The organism is Legionella fairfieldensis ATCC 49588, from assembly GCF_000621525.1.
Lineage (GTDB): Bacteria > Pseudomonadota > Gammaproteobacteria > Legionellales > Legionellaceae > Tatlockia > Tatlockia fairfieldensis.
The window spans coordinates 130,224-154,828 of the sequence record NZ_JHYC01000004.1 but is presented as its reverse complement, the minus strand read 5'-3'; the positions used below and the strand labels follow the sequence as shown (position 1 = coordinate 154,828).

The following is a 24,605-nucleotide window of genomic DNA, read 5'->3' as shown; positions in this document are numbered from 1 at the left end:
AGTTGCCACTGGTCTCGCGCACCAGACACGCATCACTCAAGCGTTCTCCTTGATTGGTCAAAGGAAGGATTTTCTGAAGCAGCGGATTGTCGGCCCGTGCTTCAGGCTCACAAATCACAAGCACTTGCGTGCCGCGCATATAGCTCGTATAACATTCATTCAAAAAAAGACTAAATCGGTCATCACTCGCCCCGGCCTTGGGACGATGAATCGGCTGCTCTTTATCCCCCACTTCCTTTAAACGCGCTTGTATCAACTGAAACAAACGCGGATCATAGAGCTTATACGTGACCACAATGTCATATTCCAATCCCTTGATTTCCTGCGGTGTTAAAATTAATACGCTGCGGGGAAATAACCGTTTGGCTTCTTCAAAAAACTCGCTGCGGGTCACGACAGCAAAGTAGGGTTTGTCGGAATGGGTTTGCAACCAGGGGTCTGTACCTGTTTGCTCCTGGCTTAAAATACTCACCCAACCTAACCCTTTGCCTTCCAGAGCGCCTCTTATTTTTCTGGGCTCGTACTTGTCGCTTAACCCACCGGCTAATACCTGTTTTAAAGCAATCACTTCGTTCGCCACCGACATTATTCTCAAAGGCGAGCGAAAACTTAACGTTAATTCAATATGATTCTGCTCAGGAACCAGACCGGGCTGAAACAAAAATTGTCGGGCTGAATAATGGTCGTATAAACGCTGATGACCGTCCATCAAAAAAATCACGCCCTGCTCGGCAGCTAATAACAGGGCTTCCTTCAATTGGCAGAGTGAGCCATCCTGGGCTTCATCAAAAAACACCCGATAAAACCGGTGGCGGGTTTTAAACGAATAAAAACACGGGTCAATTTTATTGACGCTCGCAAGGTGTTGACCATAACGCTCATACACCTCATACAAACGCGCCCGTGAACCATCCCCCTTCGCTAGACACGAGGAGGTATCGCTCAACGCACTGTATGCCTCCATCGAATAACCACTCGCAATTCGGCATTCCCGATACGCACTCACTGCATCAAGCGATAACACGGCCTCTTTTTTAACGCGCCCTACCTTCTTCTGATGACGCTGCCACTCGTCATACCATGCCTTAAAATAATGCACATCAACAAACGCCTCTTCTGCCACGCCACTGTCTTCGGCAACTAATTCATTAAACGTTTTAAATTGAACACAACGCCCTGAACTCCGCGCAACAGGCAATTGATGATACGCGTCCTTCATCACCTCAACGAGACGACTTGAACGCGTCACATACACAACAGGCAGGCTTTCAGGCTCCGCAGGTTTAAGCGCTTCATTCACAATGAGCGATAATGCAAGACAACTCTTGCCACTCCCAGCCACACCGCTACAGACCGCTGGCAAGGCGACTTCTATCGCTTGCTGTTGTTCCACATTCAAGGCAATCCATTGATTCTGATAATAATCCAGCGCCGAGATATCAGCCTTCACCTCCCCCGCTTGCTCTGTTAAAACAACATCTTCTTCCTGCTGAATCAATTCCTCATACGCCTTCACATGACGCTCTTTATACTTCTTTAATACGCCCGCTTGTAAAAATCGACTATCCTTGTAGTTATGCGTCGGTAAATAATCCAACACAATCAAACACCGTTGACCTCGTATCTCCTCTACCGTAAACAATAACCGCTCTCGGATACTTAGGCGAAAACTGTATACCTCCTGATTACGCAGCTTTTCCAGATTACTCCCGTGATAAACACCCGTTAATAACTGCCGGATCGCTTCCTCATGCCTCGTTAATAACTCCTTATCTCCTAATGCCCCGCGTAAATAATATAATTTCATCGTTTTATTCAACTATGACTGGAAAAAAACCTATTGTATAAAAAAATATTTTTTTGGTCAAAAAATGAAATAATTAAAAGATTACAATTAGAAAAATTTAGAAAACTGAATACTCTCATCCAACGAGAGAAAATAGTTCTTTTAAAGCTTTCGCGCAGGTAAGTTGGCGCACCTCCTGACGTGACTTATTTGCAAAAAGACACTGTTCACTTTTAACAAGGGTATTTGTTTTAGCCCAGGCAAACCAGACTGTGCCGACCGGTTTTTCAACACTACCGCCATCCGGCCCAGCAATACCAGTGACTGCTAAAGAAATATCAGCAACACTATGCGACAAAGCACCTAAAGCCATTGCCTCCGCTACTTCTTTGCTGACAGCGCCATAAGAACCGATTAATTCATCCTTAACACCTAACATCTCTTGTTTCGCCAAATTGCTATAAGTCACAAAACCGCGCTCGAACCAAAGTGAGCTTCCTGGCAGTTCGGTTAACAACCCGGCTATCAACCCTCCAGTGCAGGATTCTGCGGTAGCAATCTTTAGTTGGTTTGCGCGCAAAGCATGGGTCAATTCAAGAAGCAAATTATTGAAGTCGTTCATAGATACCTGGCAAAGAACCCCGCAACAGACTGCGGGGTTAACCTCTTAATGTTTATAAAATTACTGACCAGTTTGAGAAGGAGGATTAGGGTTAGCAGGAGAGCCAGACGTATCAGTGGCACCAGGTTGCAGCTTGGAATCAGTATCTTTTACTGCATTACCCAATGAATCCTGTTGTTGAGTACCAGTCATACTGCTGTCTTCCACTTTTCTTTGCGTGTTTTCACCACAAGCAGAAAGTATAACTGCCATACATGCAGCAACTGCCAGAAGGGCCAAACGTTTCATAATCATTCTCCGTAGTTGATCATAAGGTATTAACATCCTTACTTAGTCTAGCAAAAATTTTACTTAAGTGAAGGACTTATAAACAATTAAATAACAAATATCTTTTTGCAATGCTCTGACATTGACTAATTTTTAAAAGGTCTTTTACTGACTTGGACAAGCACTTTTGCTAGAATCGTCAAAAAATTAACCGTCCTAGAGAGCCATGTCTGTCACACACACACCGATGATGCAACAATATTTACGCATCAAATCCGAATATCCTGATATGCTGCTCCTCTATCGTATGGGTGATTTTTATGAGCTTTTTTATGACGATGCCAGACGGGCAGCGCAATTACTTGACTTGACATTAACTCATCGAGGCCAATCGGCTGATAAGCCTATCCCTATGGCTGGAGTGCCTTATCATGCCGTAGAAAGCTATTTGGCTCGATTATTAAAAAAAGGCGAATCTGTCGCTATTTGTGAGCAAATTGGTGATCCTGCTACAAGTAAAGGCCCTGTTGAGCGGCAGGTTACTCGTATTATTACCCCGGGTACAGTAACCGATGAAGCGCTTCTTGACGCTAAACAGGATAATATTTTACTCGCTATTCATCGGCAACATGAAGCCTATGGTCTGGCTTGGGTTGATTTAAGTGCAGGACGTTTTCATTTATTACAAATTAGCGACAAGACTCAACTTCGCGCAGAAATCAATCGCCTGCGACCTGCCGAAATCCTGTTACAGGATTCACTTGACCTGGGTTTGCGTCATTATTCGATAAAAGCTCGACCGGGCTGGGAATTTGATTTAAACCGTTCCCGCCAATTACTCTGTGAGCAGTTCACAGTCAATAATTTAAGTGCTTTTGGTGAGAAAGACTATACTGTTGCCTTTTCAGCTGCGGGTTGCCTGTTAACCTATTTGCAGACAACTCAACGACAAGCCTTGCCTCATTTAACAAAAATCACTCTGGAACAAACAGAGAACTATTTGCAACTGGATGCAGCCACACAAAAACATCTGGAACTCTTTGAAAATTATCAGGGAGGACGAGAAAACAGCTTGCTTGCGGTAGTTGACAACACCGCTTGCGCGATGGGAAGCCGCTTACTGAAACGCTGGCTGGGCAGGCCACTCAGCCAACCTGTCCTCATTCAACAACGCCAGGAGGTCGTAGCTGAGTTCATTGCCAGACAACAGGATCATATTTTACATCCTTTATTAAGACAAATTTGCGATGTAGAGCGCATTGCCTCACGTGTCGCTTTAAAATCAGCAAGACCCCGTGATTTAATCCAATTGCGCCAGACCTTGGCACTACTTCCTGAACTGCATACTATCGTTGCTGGAAACGATTCTCTTTTTATTAAAGAGCGCATTCATCACCTTAAACCACAAACAGTCCTTCATGAACTTTTAGTCAGTGCTTTGGTTGATAACCCACCGATGTTAATTCGTGACGGTGGAGTCATTGCTTGTGGATTTGACGAAGAACTTGATGAACTAAGAACCTTGAATGATAACGCCACCGAAAAACTGATTGAACTCGAAAACGCAGAGAAACAACGGTCTGGCTTATCGTCTTTAAAATTTGGCTACAATCGGGTTCAGGGTTATTATATTGAGCTACCGCGTAGTCAGGCTGAAAAAGTCCCTTTGAATTATCAACGCAAGCAGACCTTAAAAAATGTAGAACGTTACATTACACCCGAATTAAAACTATTTGAAGAAAAGATATTATCTGCTCAGATCAAATCATTAGCTCGTGAAAAATGGCTTTATGATAATTTGCTGGATGAGATGCAACAATTTATTGTCCCACTCACTGAACTGGCCCAGGCCATAGCAGAAATTGATGTATTAGCCAATTTTGCTGAACGGGCGCAAACTCTAAACTGGTGTCGCCCCGAGTTTCTTGCAGAACCCATTATTCATATTAAAAAGGGTCGTCATCCTGTCGTTGAACAAGTATTACAGGAAGGATTCATTGCTAATGATTTAGATTTAACAAAACAACACAATATGCTGTTAATCACAGGCCCTAACATGGGCGGAAAATCAACTTATATGCGGCAAAATGCGTTAATTGTATTACTTGCTCACACAGGAAGTTATGTTCCTGCCAGTCAAGCACGCATAGGACCTATTGATCGAATTTTTACACGAATTGGCGCCAGTGACGATCTTGCTTCAGGCCGTTCCACTTTTATGGTAGAAATGACAGAAACTGCCTACATCTTGCGTCAGGCTACCCCCAAAAGTCTGGTTTTAATTGATGAAATAGGTCGAGGAACAAGTACTTACGATGGAATGGCACTCGCTTATGCAACCTGCGCCTATCTGGCTGGCACCGTACAAGCTTACAGTTTATTTTCTACCCATTATTTCGAATTAACTCAGTTGCCTCAACAGTTTAACTGCATAAAAAACATTCACTTACAAGCCACGCTGGCAACAGGCCGCATCGTTTTTTTATATCAGGTGGAAGAAGGGGCTGCTAATCGCAGCTATGGTTTGGAGGTAGCCCAATTAGCAGGTATTCCGAAAGAAGTATTACAGCTTGCAAAACAACATTTAAATGAGGTAGAAAAACAGGAAAAAGTGCCGCCTCTGTGTCCTTCTTCTCAACAGTCTAAAGTGCAATCATCATCCCCTGTCCTGCAAGAATTGGCAACAATTGATGCGGACCATTTATCAGCTCGCGAGGCACTGGAATTAATTTATCGTTTAAAAGCACTGGACGAAAGTCTTGAGGTGGATAATTGAGACAGGTTGTATCTTCTGAAATTTATTCCGAGCAATCTATCAATAAAGTACTGCGCTTCCTGGTGGTAACTCTCAGCTTGCCCTTCCTGATGGGTGTGTCTCTCTTTAAAAGTCACTTCACTATTACAGGTGTCAAAGGAGAACTTTTAACCAATATTGAATCACGTTTGACTGAGTTCGCACTTGCCAAGCCACTTAGCGCGGAAAGCGATGAAGAGCTTCGCCTGCAAATAGCGCAAGCCATGCAACCTTATGGTTATTTTAAACCTCAAATCATCCTTCAGCGCCAACCTTTACGAATTGCCATTCGTCCTGGGCCGCAGATGGTTGTTACTCATCTCAATGTAACCATTACAGGAGAAGGCGCTGACAATATAGAAATAAGAAAAACGCTAAAAGAACTGCCTGTCAGAGAAGGAATGCCACTCAATAGCGCCAAATATGAAGAAGCAAAACAAAATTTAATGAATGCAGCAGAGCATCAAGGCTATTTACATGCAACCTTTACAAAAGCAGAAATGCGTATTGACACGGATCGTTATACTGCTGAACTTACTTTATTATTTGATACCGGCCCTCAATATTATTTTGGCCAAATAAAATTTGATCCGACTTCCATTTCACCCGAACTTTTGTCCCGTTATGTGCCTTTTCGACAAGGACAACCTTATTCTTCCGAGCAAATTTTGTCTTTAAACAGTCAGTTATCCAGCAGCGGTTATTTTCGGAGTGTTACAATAACGCCCCAGACTAATAGTACGACACGTTATATTCCTGTGAATGTTCATCTTCAGCCTGTAGCACCATTCAATTACTCACTGGGTGTAGGGTATGGTACGGATACAGGTATACGCGGACGTGCCGGCTTTCATATTGTTCCCGTCAATCAAGCTGGCCATAAATTCAGTCTCGTTGCCTTGGGTTCTTTTGCTCAAAGCGCTCTCCAGGCACAATATGTCATACCCGGTAAAAACCCCATTAACGATCAATATAATATTACGGGTAATCTGTCTTCTTTAAATTACAACTCAGGCTACAGCAATGCCGCTTTACTGTCTTTAGGACAGAGACATAATACATCCACTTTTCAGCGTAGTTTATCTTTAAATGGCCTTTATGAAAGTTATCGTTATTTTTTAGAACCCAAAGAAGAAAAATTGACATTCTACCCCAAAGGAAGTTTTACCTGGCTTAAAAATGAGGATAAACTTTTTTCACCCTCTGGCTATAATATTACCCTGACTGGTTTAGGAGCGTCCAAAGCACTTTTATCGCAGGAAAATTTTCTACAGACCTCCCTAAATATCAAAGCGGCCTTGAATATTCCTGCTATTCGTACACGATTTTACTTCCATACCATTCAGGGTGTTACATTGATTAATGATATAACCCAACTGCCATTATCATTGGCTCTATTGTTAGGTGGTGCTGAAAACCTTAAGGGGTATTCCTTTAATTCCATTGGGCCAGGAAAAATATTGACGTATGGAGGGCTGGAAATCCAAAAAGAAACCATAAATCGCTGGTATCTGGTCGGTTTTTTTGATAGTGGTGATGTTTATAAACCACGCGATCAACAATTAAAAAATGATGCAGGAATGGGACTTATGTGGGTATCACCAGTGGGGCCGATTAAAATAGGTGTTGCCTGGCCTCTGGATACCCGGTTCAGATGGCAAAGCAGAACCCCAAAATTCGTAGTTAACATGGGACCGGATTTATAAAATGCACGCTATTCTCAAATTAATCCGCTCATTATTTTACAGCTTGTTACTCTTCACTATTTTACTCATCAGTGTACTCACTTTTTTTGTCACTACCACACCTGGTTTGTATCTTATTGTCAAGCTGGCATCGTTCGGTTTACCGGGGAAATTACATATTACTCATTTACAAGGTCGTCTTATCGATACTATCTCTTTTGATAAGCTAAGTTATGAAGACGATGAAGTGAGTCTGGATTTTGATAATTTTCACATGCAATGGCAATTAAACACTCTTTTACACAAAAAAATAATAATTAATGCGCTAAAATCAACAAAATTGGCAATAACACTAAAAAATGAGAAAACAACACCCCACTTTCCCAAATTACCTGTTGATTTAATCATTAATCAGGCATCCATCCAACAACTGCAAATTACAAAACATAAAATAACCCTATCCTTCTCGGACATCGATTTACAGGCTCATTTCACCAATTCACTTTGGCAACTGCTTAAACTTGATTTTCACTTCATCGGTTTAAACGGGCATTTGACAGCAAGCCTCCAACCGCATTTTCCTTATACTCTATCGTCACATCTCCGGTTTAAACCTCTCGCTTCCTTCGGCCCGAACTGGACTGGCACTCTGGATATAGGAGGTGATATTCTGCTTTACCACTGGCATGGTGATGTTAATCCTTTAAATTTCATCCTTAACGGAACACTCAGAAATGGGCAGGAGCTTCATCTTTTTTCTAACTGGCATCAATTTTTATGGCCTTTAAATAAAGAAATAAAAATAGACAGCCCTTCTGGCAGTTTACGTATAGAGGGCCTGTTACCTGAGCTGACTATTCATTTTAAGGCAACCACACAATTACCCTTCCTGGCTGAATGGAAGTTTAATGCCCAAACTACAGGCGCAGGCATTAAAAGCACCGGATTAATTAAATCACCACAAGGCAACGCTGATCTAAATATCATTTACGATAATACTTTAATTCCTCATCTCCAAGGGAAAATTCATGCAACATCCAGTAATCTTAATCAAAAAAAATCGATTCAACCATTCAATTTCAATACAGAATTGACCGGTAACTCTCTGCAGGATTTGACCCTGAACGCTGATGTAAAAACAGCTTATCTGGATAATTTATTAACGGGTATCGTTCATTATCAAAATAAGAGGGTAAAAGGCCAAGTCACGATAGGAAAAAATCAGTTACAAATAGAAGGGACACTACCCTACCCCTGGCAACTTAAAGCCACAGCGCCTGAACCCGGCCTTTTGCATCCCGCTCTGAAAGGGCTACAAACAAACATTGTTGCTACAGGCTCATTAAAAAATGCTACACAGGGAAATTTGGTTATTTCCATTCCTTCAGGCAGCTATTATTTACCGAATGGCAATTCATTATCCGCTCTACAGTTTAATGGAGGTCAACTGCGTATGCAATTAACTCCCAACCGTTTACACATCAATGGCAATTTAACAGTCGATAAACAAAAATCGCTGGCTCTGGATTTAAAACTCCCCCACTTTCAGCTAGAAAAAGGGTTTTCAACTAAACAGCCTATTGAGGGAACTATTAATGTAGCGATCAACTCACTTGCTTTTTTTGAAAATTTCGGCCCCGCTTTGACAAAAATAGAAGGGCAATTACACACCGCTCTGAAAATACGAGGTACATTAGACAAACCGATTCTAGAAGGGAACACTACGCTGGATAAAACCAGAATTTTTTCCCCTAAATCAGGATTGGATTTGAATCCTGTACAACTTAAAATGCAAAGTCACGGCAATCAATGGAATATCGAAGGATCTTTAGCATCGCAAGGAAGATTATTAACCCTGCACGGCCAAGGCGCACTTTCCCCCCAGTTCATTGGTTCTATTACTATTAGAGGCGACAATATTCCTTTTATCAAAACAGATGAATATATTGTTAACTTATCACCCAAACTGGCAGTAACCATTGCTCCCAATGCAATCAATATAGCAGGCACTATTCATGTCCCTGAGGCAGAACTTAAACCCAGGACCTTTACTAAAACCGTTGGATTAACGGAAGATGCTGTCTTTGCCGGAGTCAAACCGGCTCCCAGCCTCTTTCCTGTCAGTACAGATGTACAGCTTGAGATGGGTAATCATGTCAAGCTTAATATGCAAGGATTACAAGGACTGCTTGTCGGTACAGTACGTTTGCAAAAGTTGCCACAGGGTCTTTTAAATGCCAATGGCGAGCTTACCATTCGCGATGGCAAATATCAGGCTTATGGGCAAGATTTAGTCATCGAACAAGGACAGCTAATCTATACCGGAGGAGAAATTGCCAATCCGGGTATTCATATTCGCGCCATCCGTCGCTTCAATAATACACCTTCGTCCTTTGCCGGCTCGAATCAGCTATTGGATTTTAATTCGAGCAATCTGCAAACCATCGATTTAGCTAATAATATGACTGTTGGCATTGAAGTAACTGGCCGTTTACATTCCATCAAAACACAACTCTTTTCTAATCCACCAACTTTGCAACAAGCAGATATTTTATCAATGTTATTATTAGGCAAACCTATTACCCAAGCTGATCACACTGGCGGTGAGATTTTGCTAAGCGCCATTAGCTCAATGAAGCTCGGTTCAGGTACTAAAGGAATGCAGTTACTCAACCAGTTAAAACAGACTCTGGGGGTTGATGTTAATATAAAAACCAGTACGGTAGTTAATCAACAAACTCATCAAATCAGTGAAAGTAATACGGTTGTCGTAGGAAAATCCTTATCAAAGCGATTGTATTTAAGTTATAATGTTGGGCTGGCACAATCTGATATTAACGTGCTCACATTGACCTATTTATTGAATAAATTTTTGAGTATTCAGGTCAATACCAGTACCAACGCTAATGGCGTTGATTTATTATATACTCGTGAAGGAAGAGCAAAATGACCCATTACCATTTGCCCTTACGTTTAAAACGTCTAAGGCGTACTCCTGCAGCCCGGGCTCTTGTGCAAGAAACACGTCTGCATCGCCAACAATTCATTGCGCCACTATTTATTAGCGAAACGCTAACGGAGAAAAGGGAAATCAAGAGCATGCCAGGGCAATTTCAATTAAGCCTGAACGACCTGCCTGCCGAAATAGAAGAACTTTCTGCCTTGGGTATTTCTGCCGTTTTACTGTTTGGTCTTCCCGCCCATAAAGACGCAATAGGCAGTTCTTCTCTTCATTCCACAGGTATTATTCAACAAGCTATACGCAGCATCCGTGAAATGAATCCGGGTATGCTTATTGTTGCTGATGTCTGTTTTTGTGAATATACCGATCACGGACACTGTGGCGCTTTACAGGGAGAAATGATTGACAACGACAAAACCCTGGATCTGCTAAGTCAGCAAGCAGTCAGCTATGCGGCGGCTGGAGCGGACTGGATAGCGCCCAGTAGCATGACAGATGGTATGGTCACGGCAATTCGCCAGGCTTTGGATACCGCAGGTTATACTGATACCGCCATTTTAAGTTACGCAGTTAAATACAGTTCCTGTTTTTATGGCCCTTTTCGCGAAGCGGCTGATGGCGCCCCCCGATTTGGCGATAGAAAAACTTACCAAATGGACCCGGCTAATGCCAATGAAGCATTGCGTGAAGCGATACTTGATCTGGAAGAAGGCGCTGATATGCTCATGGTAAAACCCGCCATGAATTACCTTGACGTTATTTTCAGGATTAAGCAACACTACCCCGAAATTCCTTTATGTGCCTATCAGGTGAGTGGTGAATACAGCATACTAAAAAATGCTGCCGCTCAGGGATTGCTGAATGAAGAACAGGCTATCGTTGAAAGTTTGTTAGCTATTAAACGGGCTGGCGCAGATTTAATTATCTCTTATTTTGCTAAAGATATCGCTCGCTTGTTAAAAGCTGATTAATTGAGTTCCTGGGTTCAATAAAAATAGTATGTTGAGTAGTTATTTTAAATATTAAAATAAGGGATTTCATCTCGGTAAATTTAGGGCTGAATACGTGTAATTATCATCACAGGGAAATTTTATGATCCAGTTTTTAAAAAGTATAAGAAATAAAAATCGACATAAATCTGCTCAAATTCCATATGAAGCTCTTGAACCTCCTTTAATAGGTTCTTCACAAAAGCCAGAAGAACCATGGAGAAATATTCCAGAAGAAATATGGATTTCTGATTCTTTATTCGGAAGACTTTCACCTGTTGATCTTTTTAATTTATTAATGATTTCCAAACAGTTTAATATTTGGGCATCCAAAGAAAAACTATGGCAAAATTTTTTTAATAAACCAACTTCCAATGCAAAAGCAAAATTTAGCCTCAATTTTTTTGATATTAAGCCAGAGTATAAGCCTTTTTCAAAAAAAAATATGATATATACCTTACTTTCAGAGGTCTATGATTTGGATTGTCAGTGCAAGAAGGATACCCCCCCGCTAGATTCTTGTCTTTTTAATAGCCTCAAAAAAATTTACCTGAAAAATTTAAATATTCAAGATATATCAATTATTAAAATAGAGCTCACTAAATATATTCCGTTCAACCATATCCCTATCTTGCAGGAATTGAAAAATTTCTTAACTATTTTATTAGAGAAGGGAGATAATTATAAGGGAACCATATATAGTCAGATGTGTCTGTTATTTTCCAAGCATGGTTCCAAAGTAGCGTTCGTTCAAGATCATAATTATTTTAAAAAAATAAATCAAAATCTTAATAAGGGTGTAAACTATGTAACAGCTTTCACTATTTTTCTAGAGATGTTATTAGATAATAAAAAATTAGCAACTGATACTACAGTATCACTTTATTTTGATGATATTGAATCTTTTTTTCAGCAAAAAACAATGCCTATTAACACTGAAACTCTTAAATATCAAATTGAAGAGATTAAAGCACGGCACTTAATGTTAGAAAAACAGCGTGGAGAGTATGAGAGTTCTTCAAAAAAAAGTGTGATATATAACTTACTTTCAGAGGTCTATGAATTGGATTGTCGGTTCATCGTTTACTCCGCTAAGCTAGATTCTTGTTTTTTTAATAGCCTCAAAAAAATTTACCTGAAAAATTTAAATATTCAAGATATATCAATTATTAAAATAGAGCTCATTAAATATATTCCGTTCAACCATATCCCTATCTTGCAAGAATTGAAAAATTTCTTAACTACTTTATTAGAGAAGGCATATGGTTCTAAGGGACGCATATATGACCAGATGTGTCAGTTATTTTCCAAGTATGGTTCCAAAATAGCGTTCGTTCAAGATCATAATTATTTTAAAAAAATAAATCAAAACCTCAATAAGGATATCAACTATGTAAAGGCTATCAATGTTTTTCTAGAGGTATTATCAGGTAATGAAAAATTAGCAACTGATACTACATTATTACTTTATTTTGATGATATTGAATCTTTTTTTCAGCAAAAAACAATACCTATTAACACTGAAACTCTTAAATATCAAATTGAGGAGATTAAAGCACAGCACTTAATGTTAGAAAAACAGCATGGATTGACTAAATAATGGCAGAATATTGGGAGTTAAATAAAGATAAATTTATTAAACTCGGAAAATATCTATTCTCAGCGCTTTATATACCTTGTTGATCCTATATTAATTCAGTTTATAATAACCATCCTTAAAATGCGGTAAACAAACTGAGAGGAAGCTTTGACGCTCAAAATTAAATGTTTTGTCTGCAAACAATAAAATAATTTAATCTGAATTTTTTGGAGAAGTGATGAATTTACTAAAGACGCTGACAATAACCCTTTTAATTATAAGTGCCCCTGTAGTTGCGGCAAGCCCCTCTCGTTTAGTGACTCACAATACCACAAATGTTCGCTCCAATACTTATTTTGCAGGCTACATTCCCTCCTCAGCACCTGCTCAGGCTCATGATGATGGTTTGTTAGATTGGCCCTTCGTGAAAATGGCTTGTTATGGTCACACCTCGGCTACTAAATGCCCTGCTGTAATTAAAGTAGCAATCGATACCCCTAATCCTGTTGACTTGGGCAAAGTGACAATTGACATAGAAACAGGAGACATTACTCCCAAGTCTTTATCACTAAATGGCTATACTCTTGTTGTGAATGGACCCGGTGAAATGACATTGACTAAAAAACGAAGTCCTTTTGACTAGTAAAATAATCGTAACAGACAAGCCTTCCTTCTCATTAGCCTGAAATATTAATTGCCACTTGCAAACTCTATGTGCCGCGAACAAGCCCCTGAGAGATCTTCTGGATGGGTACTTGAGTTATTTGAAATTATTTGACTTCCTTTGATTTTTATTAATGTCATCCCGCGAAAGACGGGGGATCATTTCTCAGACAAAGTGATGAGGTAAGTCGAGAATAGATTCCCGTTTTCACGGGAATGACTCAAAATAATACAGATGCTTATCGTTACTTTTTGTGGCCAACTCTCAGGAATAAACCGCAGTACGTAAACCTTGTTAGTACCAACTCAAATAGACATGAATGCGTCAATCAAGTGTTGATAAATTAACCTGTTATTAATTATCCAGGAAAATGCCCCAGCTATCATCACTGAGGCGAGCATGGTATTAAAGCGGACAAGCTCAAATTATTTAGTATCTACAGGTACTGGCTCATCAAGAGTCCATACTGCCTGAACACCGACTAAATCAGCATAGGATTTATTTCTGGCACTCACATTATATGTACTCGTGTTACCCGCTATAATGGTCTTGTTAATTCTGGAATTTCCAATAGAAAATAAACGAGTATAACCTAAATCAACACCAAGACTTGGTCTTGCCTGATAATGGGCGCCAACAGAAGCGGCCCAACGATTACTATCCGGAACCCGAATATCTCTCTCAGGATATTGCGTAGGCGTTTGATCATAACCTGTACCTGCACGCAACATCCACTGCTGATTCACATGATAATTAGCTCCTACCGCAAAACGCCAGGTATTTCGATAGTTTTCTGTAGTAGTAGAATTGACCAAAACCTGACCCGCTACAGGTGCATAAGCAGCCACACGTTGTAATTCAATGGACTGTAACGATTTCCAGCCCGTGTAAACAACCGAACCCAAAACAGCTAAATTTTCATTAACATCCTGATAACCACTTAAAGTAACCACATCAGGAAGTGTAATATTATTGCTGGACAATGCATTATTATAAAATCTTGCTCCAGGATCAGCCGCAATGATGTCAAGAGGAGAGGTGACAACAGGAGTCAAATCTGCCAGACGTCCTTTCAGATAACTATAACCAGTGAAACGGTGTCGTACCTGCGACTGATAATTTAGTCCAATACGGGTATGATCAGCATTAAATAAGCCCATGATACCCGCATGAAAACCAAAACCAAACGAATGCCCCAAGTTGTAACTAAGTGAATCAAGCGCCATAGGAGGAGCACCAAAAGCCTGTAACATGGCAGGAGAACCTAAAACTGTATTAAACCTGACGTGTGCGTATTGAAAATCAATACCAGCACCTACGGCAACATGCTCAGTAACCTGTGAACCGACCTCCGGCGCAATATTCACCGTGTAAAGATTACTGGTGGTTGCAGCATAACGAAGCGGACCTGCGCGCCCCCAATCCGTTGCCAAACCAAAAGGAGCCAGCATACTTAAACCAAATGTTGTATTCTCACCCACCGGCAAAGCATAATGGAAAGAAGGCACATAACCCGGTTTTGCCCCTTTCTGGTCATGAAAAGTTTGTACAAAACCCGGAAAACCCTGTGTTGAAAAGGTGCTGACACCAGATAGTTTTGATGAAGGAAATACACCAACCAAACCGGATACGGCCTGTTGACCATGAATTAAAGAGAGACCCGCCGGATTATACCAACCTGTGGAAGCATCAGCTGCCTCTGCGGCTATACCTGCCGCATAATTACCAATTGCCGCAGCGCTGCTTTCAGTGTACAGGGAAAAGCTTCCCGCGTGGGCAACATTATTTGCCATTGCTACCATCACCGCTGCACTAACAATCGTTCTAATGGGTTTTTGCATGCTCTTCACTCCATACTCCTTACATTAAATACATCTCAAATATTGCAAAATACAGTGATAATAAAGGAATTAAAATTGTTTTCAACGATTAAAGGAAAAAAAATCCTATTAAAATCAAATATGATACAGATAAGATTCACAGTGAATTCGTACAAATCACTGTGATAAATAAATAACAAATTGCTTTGATAAAGATAGCTTGTAAAACCCGCTTGACCCGTGCTAATGTGTTCTTTTTTTGCGCGGACATTAACCATGCAACATGTTATCACCAAATTCGGTGGCACCAGTGTTTCCACTCTGGAAACATGGGAAAATATTGCTGCCATTACTAAACAACACATAGCAAATGGTACACAACCTTTAATTGTATGTTCCGCTCTCACTCAAGCTTCGAATAAACTGGAAAAAGCAATCGAAGCAGCACTTCTTAACGAACATCAGAATATTGAAGCGGAGCTGAAAAAAAATTATTTGGATTTAGCCAATTCCCTGAAGGTTTCTCCCGCACTTATTATCCCGGAATTTCATCAGCTGGAACAATGGCTTACAGGTATCGCTCTATTAAAAGAAGCCTCTGCAAAAATTAGGGCACAAGTATTGAGTCTGGGGGAGTTAATGATAACCCGCCTTGGTCATGCCTTTTTAAATAATCAGGGAATTGATTGCTTGTGGTTTGATGTACGCGAAGCCCTGGTTTCTACGCACCTGTCTGACGATAACACAGTCAATTATCTTGCAGCCCGCTGTAACAGTGATGTCAACTCTGAGCTTCGCGAGAAATTAATTAACAGCGGCGCTCAAGCCATTATCACCCAGGGTTTTTTTGCCGCCAACTCTCAGGGAGATACCGTTTTATTGGGACGAGGCGGTTCTGATACTTCTGCGGCCTTGCTCGCTGCGATTCTGGAAGCCGCTGTTTGTGAAATCTGGACTGATGTACCGGGCATCTACACGGCTAATCCTCATCAACTGCCCAACGCCCGTCTCCTGAAGCAGCTAAATTATGATGAGGCACAGGAAATTGCCACGATGGGGGGTAAAGTTCTGCATCCTAATTGCCTGCCCCCTGTTCGCAAGGCAGGGATTCCCATGATCGTTAAATTCACGCGAATGCCAGATCATTCGGGCACAAGAATTACGCAAGAAAGTGATGACAAAGCACCCCCTATTAAATCGATTCAGGTTAAAAGTAATATCGTTTTAATTTCTATTGATACGCTTCATATGTGGCGACAGGTTGGTTTTTTAGCCGATGTCTTTGCTGTATTTAAACGCCACGGGTTTTCGGTTGATTTACTTTCTTCCTCCGAATTTAATATTACTCTTTCGCTGGATAGTACCGCAAAACTGCGTGAACGGTGCGCGTTGGATGTCTTATTAGCTGATTTAAACTGCTTTGGGCGGGCCAGATTAATTGAACCTTGTAGCGCCGTAAGTCTGGTGGGACATCATATTCGAACCGTTTTACCGCAACTTGGCCCGACGCTGGAGGTTTTCGATGCTCAACAAGTCTACCTGATGTCCCTGGCTTCAAATGATTTAAATCTGACATTTGTTGTAGATGAATCTCAGGCCGATAAATTGTGTCAAAAACTTCATGCGCTTCTCATTGAAAATAATCCACAAAGTTTTTACTACTCCAAAAGCTGGCGAGAAGAATTCGGCAATCTTCCATTACAAGCCACGCCCTGGTGGGAGCAGGAAAGGGAAAAATTGCTGAATCTGGCAACAGCTCATTCACCTTGTTATGTGTATCATCGTCAAACACTGGCCGCCAAGGCGGAGGAACTCATGGCCTTCCGATCCATCGATCAATTGTTTTATGCAGTCAAAGCAAATCCCCACCCCGCTATCTTGCAAACGCTGTACGAGAAAGGTATTGGCTTTGAGTGTGTTTCCATTGAAGAACTGCAACATGTTTTAACTTTATTTCCGCACATCGATAAAAATCGTTTGCTTTTTACTCCCAATTTTGCTGCCAAAGCCGAATATGCTTCAGCTCTCTTGTCGGGTTGTCACGTTACTATCGATAGCCTCTATCCACTCGAAAGCTGGCCTGAACTTTTTAAGAACCAACGTATTTTACTGCGTATCGATCCTGGCAGCGGCGCGGGACATCATAAATATGTCTGCACAGGAGGAAGTGAATCAAAATTTGGTATTCCGAAACAGGATCTGGAACAAGTCAAATTGCTGACAGAAAAAAACAAGATCCATGTGATGGGTTTGCATGCCCATTCAGGTTCTGGCATTTTGACGCCTGAACTCTGGCAACAAACAGCTCATATGCTGACTGATTTAATAACTCATTTCCCGCTTGCAACAATTATTAACCTGGGAGGAGGACTTGGTATCATCGATAAACCGGGTCAGCAGGCTTTGGATCTGGACCTCATGGATGATGCGTTAATGGCTATTAAATCACAATTTTCCCATCTATCATTCTGGCTGGAACCCGGGCGATTTTTTGTGGCCGAAAGCGCTGTTATTCTTGCCAAAGTGACGCAGTGTAAAACCAAGGGAAAAACACACTTTATCGGGATTGAAACAGGAATGAATACACTAATGCGCCCCGCTCTTTATGGCGCTTATCATGAGATTGTTAATTTAACCCGGTTAAATGACGAAAAAACAAATTTTGCTCATATTGTAGGCCCTATTTGCGAATCAGGTGATACGTTAGGCTATGATCGCTTACTGCCTGAAACACAGGAAAATGATGTCATTCTGATTGCCAATGCAGGCGCTTACGGCCATTGTATGAGTTCCAACTATAATCTCCGTGCACCTGCACAAGAAATTGTGCTGGACTAATCCCATGCTTAAAGACAGTCAACAACGCGCACAAGCTACTGATCCACACCAATCTTTTATTGTACAGGCCCCGGCAGGTTCAGGCAAAACAGAAATTCTAACCCAGCGTTTTTTAAGATTACTCAATACTGTAAAAGCGCCAGAGCAAATTATTGCTTTGACCTTTACCCGTAAAGCAGCCAGTGAAATGCGGGAACGTATTTTATCAACCTTACAAAATGTGGCTGCTGGTGCACAAGCCAATTCCGCTCACCAGGCCCAGACTTATCGTTATGCCGCGGAGGCTTTAAGGCATTCACAAGAACAAGGCTGGCAAATTCTTAAGCAACCGGGACGCTTACGAATTGTTACTATTGACTCACTTTGTCAAACCTTAAGCCAGGCTATTCCTTTGCAAGACCGACCAGTTTCCTACGCTCAAATTAGCGATAATCCTCTCAGTCTTTATCAGGAAGCAGCCAGAGCCTGCCTGGCTTATGCACTGGACGATGAAACGTTACATCCCCCTTTAAAACACTTGCTGGAACACCTGGATAATCGTCAGGATAAATTACTGGATTTATTAAGTAGTATGTTAGCTAACCGCGAACAGTGGTTACCCTCTCTTTATACAGCTCGCGAGCGGGATAAAACTTACTATGAACAAATGCTTGCCTTCATTGAGCAACATGAGTTAATGCGCTTTCAACAAAGCATCCCTGCGGATTATCGTGATACATTATGTTTTCTCGCACGTCAAATGGCTTGTATTGAAGCAGATCCTGAGTCCTCCCGTTACAGGCTACGTAATTGGCAAACTTTTCAACAAATGGATCGCCATATTGCCGCAAGTTTATCTTCTTTACTGCTTACCTCAGAGAATAAATTAAGAAAAAGTTTTGATCACCGTGTGGGCCTCAAACGAGGTGTTTGTGATGATAAATTGTATGACGATCTTAAAACAAACAGTAAAGCACTTTTTGCCGTACTTGATAACAATCCTGAATTTCTGGATGCGCTATTAAAAGTTAAAAATCTCCCTCCACCTGACTATAATCCGGAGCAATGGCGGGTCTTACAAGCCTTATTTATCCTCTCCCCTCTGCTTGTTGCTCATTTGCAGCTGATCTTTAATGAAAAAAACGAAGTGGATTTTAGTGAGATTTCCCAACAGGCACTCCTTGCATTAGGTGATGAAGAACACCCTACGGATTTAGCGCTTTATATGGATAATACTATTCATCATTTATTAATTGATGAATTTCAGGACACTTCTATTCAACAATTTCAGTTAATTAGCAAATTGGTACAAGGCTGGCAAGCAGATGATGGGAAAACCTTGTTTATTGTCGGTGATCCCATGCAGTCCATTTACCGTTTTCGTCAAGCCGAAGTGGGCCTTTTTCTAAAAGCCCGGCAAGAAGGTATAGGCCCTGTTCATCTTGCCGCTATAGAATTGTGTTGCAACTTTCGCTCCGCGCCAGTCCTGGTCAATTGGGTGAATAACCAATTTAAAACTATTTTTCCTCACCAGGACGATATTGAATCAGGTGCGATTTCTTTTCACCCATCAACCACCATTCATGAGGACAATGAGAACAGTTTTGTCAAAGCCTGGCAATTTCCTGACAGTCGGCAAGAAGCTCATGCTTTAGTAGAATTAACCGCTCAGGAGTTAGCAAACAATCCCAATGATCATATCGCTATTCTTGTACGCTCCCGGAGTCAACTCAGTGCAATTATTGCTGGATTACGTGAGCGTGAAATTCCTTTTCAGGGAGTAGAAATTGAACTTTTATCCACTCTCCCTCATCTCCGGGATATCTGGTCACTGACACAAGCACTGCTTCTTCCTGCCAATCGTCTGGCGTGGCTCGCTCTGTTACGCAGTCCTTTTTGTGGTTTATCTCTGCCGGATCTTTATCAGTTTGCCAATTTTGATAAGAAAAAATCGATTTATCACGCCTTGTCACAAGCCAATCAGTTAACTCATTTAAGCGAAGATGGCCGTTGTCGTGCCCAATTTATCCATGCTGTGTTGCAAGAAGCTTTCGCCTGCCGCTATCAGCATTCTCTGGTTAATTGGATAAGGGCGACTCTCAAACGTTTGCATGCGGATCACATTCTTGATGCAATGCAGCAAAATGATTTGGAGCAGTTCTGGCTATTATTAGACAGGTTTAGCGAGGCCGGTCAGTTATCTGATTGGGAACAGTTCAAACGCGAATTTAATAAACTATATTCCAGACGCGTCAGCACGTCCCGCTTACAGGTAATGACTATTCACAAATCCAAAGGTCTTGAATTTGACTGTGTTATTTTACCCGGTTTAAGTAATAAAACGCAGAATCGGGATAATCCTTTGTTACGCTGGTTAAAATTACCCAGTAAAAATCGAGAGGAACTCTTGCTTGTTTCACCGATTAAAGCAGCTCATCACGAGCAATGTTTATTATACGATTATCTTACCCGCCTGGACGCAGAAAAAGAAGGCTATGAACTACAACGTCTTTTGTATGTAGCAACAACTCGTGCCAAAAAAAGGCTTTATCTTTTTGATAACAGCGATAAAGAAACAAAAGGCTCCTTTCGTAATTTGTTAAAAAATCAGGCATTTTTAACGCCTGAAAACCAGCGGCAAGAACAGGAGACAACCGATAGCTTACCTTTAATCCAAAGACTACCTATTGATTTTTACCTGAATACTTCAACCCTTAAAAAAATTCAGGCAGGAAAATCAATTACAGTCTCATCTTATAACAATGCTCGACAGACAGGCATAGTAGCCCATGAATTATTGCAATGGATTTGTAACAATCATCCCCCAACCATTACTGAACTTCCATGGAGTTTCATAAGAAATCGTTTTAAAAGCCTGGGCTTTACTAACGAAGAACAGGAAACCGCCTGCAACCTGTTGTATGAACAGATCAATCAGCTATTGCGCAATCCAGTAGGTCAGTGGCTTATCAAAGCACATATCGGTGAACGAAATGAATTCCCATTACTGATTAATGAACAAAATATCATAACTACCCGTATTATAGATAGAACGTTTATCGAAGAGGGTAAGCGATGGATCATTGATTTTAAAACAGGTTCCGAAGATGAGAAAGCGCAAGATCAACATCGTCAACAGGTGAATGATTATGCCCGATTATTAACAATGTATTCATCGGAACCTATACATTGTGGACTTTATTATTTAGCCAGTGGGAATTGGGTAGAATGGAATTATTGAGTTCTGAACATATTCCTTCCTGAGTAAACAAGGCATAATAAGGGCTTTTAAGCATATTGGTTCCGCAAATGAATATAGAAAAAACTATCACTGACATACTCTCTGATACCAGAGACAATTTTCTTGGTTTAAATGCTCAGCAATCAGGATTAGAGGCGACATTTAAAATAGAAAATGAAACTATTGATATCCAGTTAAAGGGGGGCATTCCCACTAAAACGCTCGAAAATTCATTATTACCTTCTTTAAATCACCTGCTACATCAAGCATTCCCTTCTTATCAGGTGAAAATAGCTTTTAAATCTTTTATAAAAGCACACCGAACCCAATTAGCAGGTAAAGCATTACGGGGAGTTAAAAACACGATTGCCATTGCCTCCGGAAAAGGAGGGGTTGGGAAATCCACCGTGGCTATCAATCTGGCAATCGCACTTGCACAGGCTGGAGCAAGAGTAGGTATTCTTGATGCAGATATTTATGGCCCCAGTATCCCTTTAATGCTGGGAAAAACAAAACCTGTCGAAATAAGCGGCGAACACTATTTACCTGTCTTTGCGCATGGTGTACAAGCCATGTCCATTGGTTACCTCACTGACAGTGAACAAGCATTAATTTGGCGTGGTCCTATGCTGGCTAAATCATTAATTCAGATGCTTGACCTTACTTTATGGGATGAACTCGATTATCTTTTCATTGATCTTCCTCCCGGAACTGGAGATATTCAGTTAAGTCTGGTACAAAAAATCCCCCTAACGGGCGCTGTTATAGTCACTACTCCACAAAATGTAGCCACATTAGATGCTCAAAAAGCCATAAAAATGTTTGAGAGAACAGGAATTGATGTATTAGGTTTGGTAGAAAACATGTCCTTACATCTATGCAGTCAATGCGGACATCAGGATGCAATTTTTGGCGCAGGAGGCGGACAAAAATTAAGTGATTCTTTTCAGGTTAAATTACTGGGTCAATTACCTTTAGATAGTCAGATTCGAAGTTTATGCGATACGGGAACGCCTGTTGTTCTTTATGACAATAAATTAGCTAAACCTTTTCTTCAGACAGCTATCCATACTGCTATTGCCCTAGCAGGAAAGCCCCTTAATTATGCGGATAGATTTCCTGACATCGTGATTGAATAAGCGAGATAGATTTGGGATTGCCTGGTCTTGTTCTTCTTTATTATAAATAAAATTTATTGATTCAATAGAAAGAATATATTTTAACTATCATATTTAATGACTTATTATCATTCCACGGTGATCAATAAACAGATTAATTATGAAAAATCTTGAAACGCTTCCTGGTAATAATCACGAAACTACTTTGCAATTAATTCAAAGTTTCAATGCAGTTGTCAAAATAATCAGTGTTTCTCCTGACTCAGATCGATGTCTGGATTATATTTTGAATCAGCTAGGTAATCCTGTTGCTAATCGCCCTCCCAAAGATATTAGTCAGCGACATCGACATCGCGTTGCTAACCTTAAAACAGGCGAATGGAATTATCGCCCAATTGAAGATAGAGAAAGAGGGGCAATCAAAAATACAGAATATACAAAAAAAACAGATGTTACTCTTTTACCTCCAGATGGAATTATTGATTTATTCATCCCCAAACATGGTTATCCCACCGGCTTGATTTTTGATTGGAACCTCTGCCATCAAAAAGATGAAAAATATATTTTTCCTGTTAATGCATTTACTGATACAAAATTTTGGTTAAAAAAACAGGGCATGAAAGAAGAAAATCAACCTCTTATGTACAGCTTATCTATGCTGGAGTTACAAAACAATTTAAATACAATACGAGCTAAACACCAAATTCCACCAACCAATAACATTCTTGCAGGATTAAGTAAAAAAAGTTTAGCCGGTGTATTTGCTCTAAACAATACATTAGCGGATCGTTTGAGAGCGCTCTATACTCAACTAAGAATTAAACAACTATTAGGCATAGATGTTCCTCTTTTTATTATTAATCCTCAAAGCGGCATCGTAATTTATTCTGAAGAATTGCAGCAACAAGATCTCTCTATGGCATTAAGGTATGAATTTTTTGCATTGCCGCGAAAATTTATTAATAGTATCAAAGCTCATTTTCCTCAAATTACCCATGAAAATAACGAAAATACAAGGAGCCAATCTTTTCAAAAAGGATTTGCAATCTTTAATGAACTACCTGAATACTTGCAGGAACATACCTTATCATTTTTGACATTGGATGAATTACTAAAAATGACTCATACATTATCAAACAACCAAAAGGATAAAACCTCTGATCGATTGATCCTTAAAACTATCCAGGAAAAACAAACAGCTGATCTACTTGATCTTCTTAAAACTTTAAAAGAAGCACAAATAGGTCCCGATTTTGAATGGCCAGAAGACCTTTCTAATGAAACGTATAACTCACTAATCAACAAACACAAACCTGTCTTTGAAGATTTTATTAAAAAAATGAATTATCATCATTTTCAAGAACGCTATCAATTAATAGAACGAGTCAGTGCACATCTTGCTTACTCCCAATGTGAATTAGTTGAGGGGATATTAGACTACGCTATAGAAAAACGTGATTCAAATTTACTTGATTTATTACTAAGAGGAGGAACAAATCCTTTATATCGAAAGAATCTCAAGAAGTATGACTACGAGTATATTTTTTTGCAAATTTTGAGCATAACAGGTATAGAAAAAGGTAAACCAATTATTCCTTATATGCTTAAGCACCATTCGTTAATAATACAAATCACTTTGTACGAAGAACGGTATTGTAATAAGCAGGAAAAATGGTTTGCGTATGAAATAGGAAAAATAAATGTGAGACCTCTGTTATTAAGCGCCTTATCTTTGCAACCAGAATTAATCAGCAGCCTATGCAATAAATCGCCTGCTTACTTAATAGAAACGTTAAAAACGATGAGTCAATTAGAAAAAATGGTAAAAACAATAGATCGAAAAATCGTCCCTTTTTCTAACTACTCTTCTGTAATTTTATCGTACGAACCACGCGCATTATTACTGTTACAGCTTAATGCTAAACACCACAGTCATTATTTGATGAATTATTCTGAAAAACGTTTGCTAGAAAACTATTTGATTACGCAAGTTAAAAAATTACAGTCACCACAAGAAGTCAATCAATTCTGGCAAAAACACGAACAGGCTTTTTACTTAAATCAGCATCGTCATCCCACTTTCGATCGCTTGTTTCACAAAAAAGACCCGGCAATTAAAACCAATGTATTTCGTGCTGTACAAAATAAATTGACTGAGTTAAATGCAACTCAGAACAGAAATCCGGGACATATTAATTTAAACTGAATATTTTTTATACTAAATTGTATTTCATGCTAAACTAACGTAATTTGATCATTAA

Annotated in this window: 14 protein-coding genes; 10 read left to right on the top strand and 4 right to left on the bottom strand. The window is 40.2% G+C overall.

The window, feature by feature from the left end; all coding sequences use genetic code 11:
• From T345_RS0101640 to T345_RS0101630, 3 genes are all read right to left on the bottom strand, one after another.
• A partial coding sequence (locus tag T345_RS0101640; RefSeq protein WP_028387804.1) for a helicase domain-containing protein occupies positions 1-1,807 on the bottom strand: 1,807 nt, incomplete at its 3' end.
• 115 nt (positions 1,808-1,922) lie between these two features.
• Positions 1,923-2,408, bottom strand: a complete 486-nt coding sequence (locus T345_RS0101635; RefSeq protein WP_028387803.1) for a CinA family protein — start codon at positions 2,406-2,408, stop codon at positions 1,923-1,925.
• A gap of 60 nt (positions 2,409-2,468) precedes the next feature.
• Positions 2,469-2,696 carry a hypothetical protein gene (locus T345_RS0101630; RefSeq protein WP_028387802.1) on the bottom strand — a complete coding sequence of 76 codons (228 nt, stop codon included), beginning with the start codon at positions 2,694-2,696 and terminating at the stop codon, positions 2,469-2,471.
• Positions 2,697-2,901: 205 nt separating this feature from the next.
• Between T345_RS0101630 and mutS the strand changes: the two genes are divergently transcribed.
• The 6 genes from mutS to T345_RS0101600 all read left to right on the top strand — a co-directional run bounded on the left by mutS (position 2,902) and on the right by T345_RS0101600 (position 13,327).
• The gene (gene mutS / locus T345_RS0101625) at positions 2,902-5,451 is read left to right on the top strand and encodes a DNA mismatch repair protein MutS (RefSeq protein ID WP_028387801.1); all 2,550 of its coding nucleotides are present in this window, start codon (positions 2,902-2,904) and stop codon (positions 5,449-5,451) included.
• On the top strand, positions 5,448-7,175 hold the full coding sequence (locus T345_RS0101620) for an autotransporter assembly complex protein TamA (protein ID WP_242604531.1): 1,728 nt from the start codon (positions 5,448-5,450) through the stop codon (positions 7,173-7,175). Before mutS ends, T345_RS0101620 begins: the two co-directional genes overlap by 4 nt.
• Before the next feature lies 1 nt (position 7,176).
• Positions 7,177-10,104, top strand: coding sequence for a translocation/assembly module TamB domain-containing protein (locus T345_RS14470; protein WP_051555081.1), 2,928 nt, complete (start codon positions 7,177-7,179; stop codon positions 10,102-10,104).
• Positions 10,101-11,087: a porphobilinogen synthase gene (gene hemB, locus T345_RS0101610; RefSeq protein ID WP_028387799.1), complete on the top strand. Its 987-nt coding sequence runs from the start codon at positions 10,101-10,103 to the stop codon at positions 11,085-11,087. Before T345_RS14470 ends, hemB begins: the two co-directional genes overlap by 4 nt.
• Before the next feature lie 121 nt (positions 11,088-11,208).
• A complete protein-coding gene (locus T345_RS0101605) occupies positions 11,209-12,705 on the top strand; it encodes an F-box protein (protein ID WP_028387798.1) in 1,497 nt (498 codons plus the stop codon).
• Between the two features lie 217 nt (positions 12,706-12,922).
• Complete coding sequence (locus T345_RS0101600; RefSeq protein WP_028387797.1) at positions 12,923-13,327, top strand: hypothetical protein; 405 nt, start codon at positions 12,923-12,925, stop codon at positions 13,325-13,327.
• A 446-nt stretch (positions 13,328-13,773) separates the two neighbouring features.
• Here the strand turns inward: T345_RS0101600 and T345_RS0101595 are convergent, their stop codons facing one another.
• Positions 13,774-15,198 carry an OmpP1/FadL family transporter gene (locus tag T345_RS0101595; protein ID WP_028387796.1) on the bottom strand — a complete coding sequence of 475 codons (1,425 nt, stop codon included), beginning with the start codon at positions 15,196-15,198 and terminating at the stop codon, positions 13,774-13,776.
• Positions 15,199-15,444: 246 nt separating this feature from the next.
• On the opposite strand from T345_RS0101595, the gene T345_RS0101585 reads away from it, so the two are divergent.
• The 4 genes from T345_RS0101585 (at position 15,445) to T345_RS0101570 (ending at position 24,550) form a co-directional block, all read left to right on the top strand.
• Entirely contained in the window at positions 15,445-18,006 is a 2,562-nt protein-coding gene (locus T345_RS0101585; RefSeq protein ID WP_028387794.1) for a bifunctional aspartate kinase/diaminopimelate decarboxylase, read from the top strand.
• Positions 18,007-18,010: 4 nt separating this feature from the next.
• Complete coding sequence (locus T345_RS0101580) at positions 18,011-21,226, top strand: UvrD-helicase domain-containing protein (protein WP_028387793.1); 3,216 nt, start codon at positions 18,011-18,013, stop codon at positions 21,224-21,226.
• A gap of 68 nt (positions 21,227-21,294) precedes the next feature.
• Positions 21,295-22,365 (top strand): iron-sulfur cluster carrier protein ApbC, encoded by a 1,071-nt coding sequence (gene apbC, locus T345_RS0101575; protein WP_028387792.1) that lies wholly within the window; start codon positions 21,295-21,297, stop codon positions 22,363-22,365.
• Positions 22,366-22,504: 139 nt separating this feature from the next.
• On the top strand, positions 22,505-24,550 hold the full coding sequence (locus T345_RS0101570) for a hypothetical protein (protein WP_028387791.1): 2,046 nt from the start codon (positions 22,505-22,507) through the stop codon (positions 24,548-24,550).
• The last annotated feature ends 55 nt before the right edge of the window (positions 24,551-24,605 follow it).

Excerpts from the sequence above, each read along its gene's own strand:
- T345_RS0101635 (WP_028387803.1), bottom strand. The coding sequence starts at position 2,408 with ATGAACGACTTCAATAATTTGCTTCTTGAATTGACCCATGCTTTGCGC.
- T345_RS0101630 (WP_028387802.1), bottom strand. The coding sequence starts at position 2,696 with ATGAAACGTTTGGCCCTTCTGGCAGTTGCTGCATGTATGGCAGTTATA.
- mutS (WP_028387801.1), top strand. The coding sequence starts at position 2,902 with ATGTCTGTCACACACACACCGATGATGCAACAATATTTACGCATCAAA.
- T345_RS14470 (WP_051555081.1), top strand. The coding sequence starts at position 7,177 with ATGCACGCTATTCTCAAATTAATCCGCTCATTATTTTACAGCTTGTTA.
- hemB (WP_028387799.1), top strand. The coding sequence starts at position 10,101 with ATGACCCATTACCATTTGCCCTTACGTTTAAAACGTCTAAGGCGTACT.
- T345_RS0101605 (WP_028387798.1), top strand. The coding sequence starts at position 11,209 with ATGATCCAGTTTTTAAAAAGTATAAGAAATAAAAATCGACATAAATCT.
- T345_RS0101600 (WP_028387797.1), top strand. The coding sequence starts at position 12,923 with ATGAATTTACTAAAGACGCTGACAATAACCCTTTTAATTATAAGTGCC.
- T345_RS0101585 (WP_028387794.1), top strand. The coding sequence starts at position 15,445 with ATGCAACATGTTATCACCAAATTCGGTGGCACCAGTGTTTCCACTCTG.
- T345_RS0101580 (WP_028387793.1), top strand. The coding sequence starts at position 18,011 with ATGCTTAAAGACAGTCAACAACGCGCACAAGCTACTGATCCACACCAA.
- apbC (WP_028387792.1), top strand. The coding sequence starts at position 21,295 with ATGAATATAGAAAAAACTATCACTGACATACTCTCTGATACCAGAGAC.
- T345_RS0101570 (WP_028387791.1), top strand. The coding sequence starts at position 22,505 with ATGAAAAATCTTGAAACGCTTCCTGGTAATAATCACGAAACTACTTTG.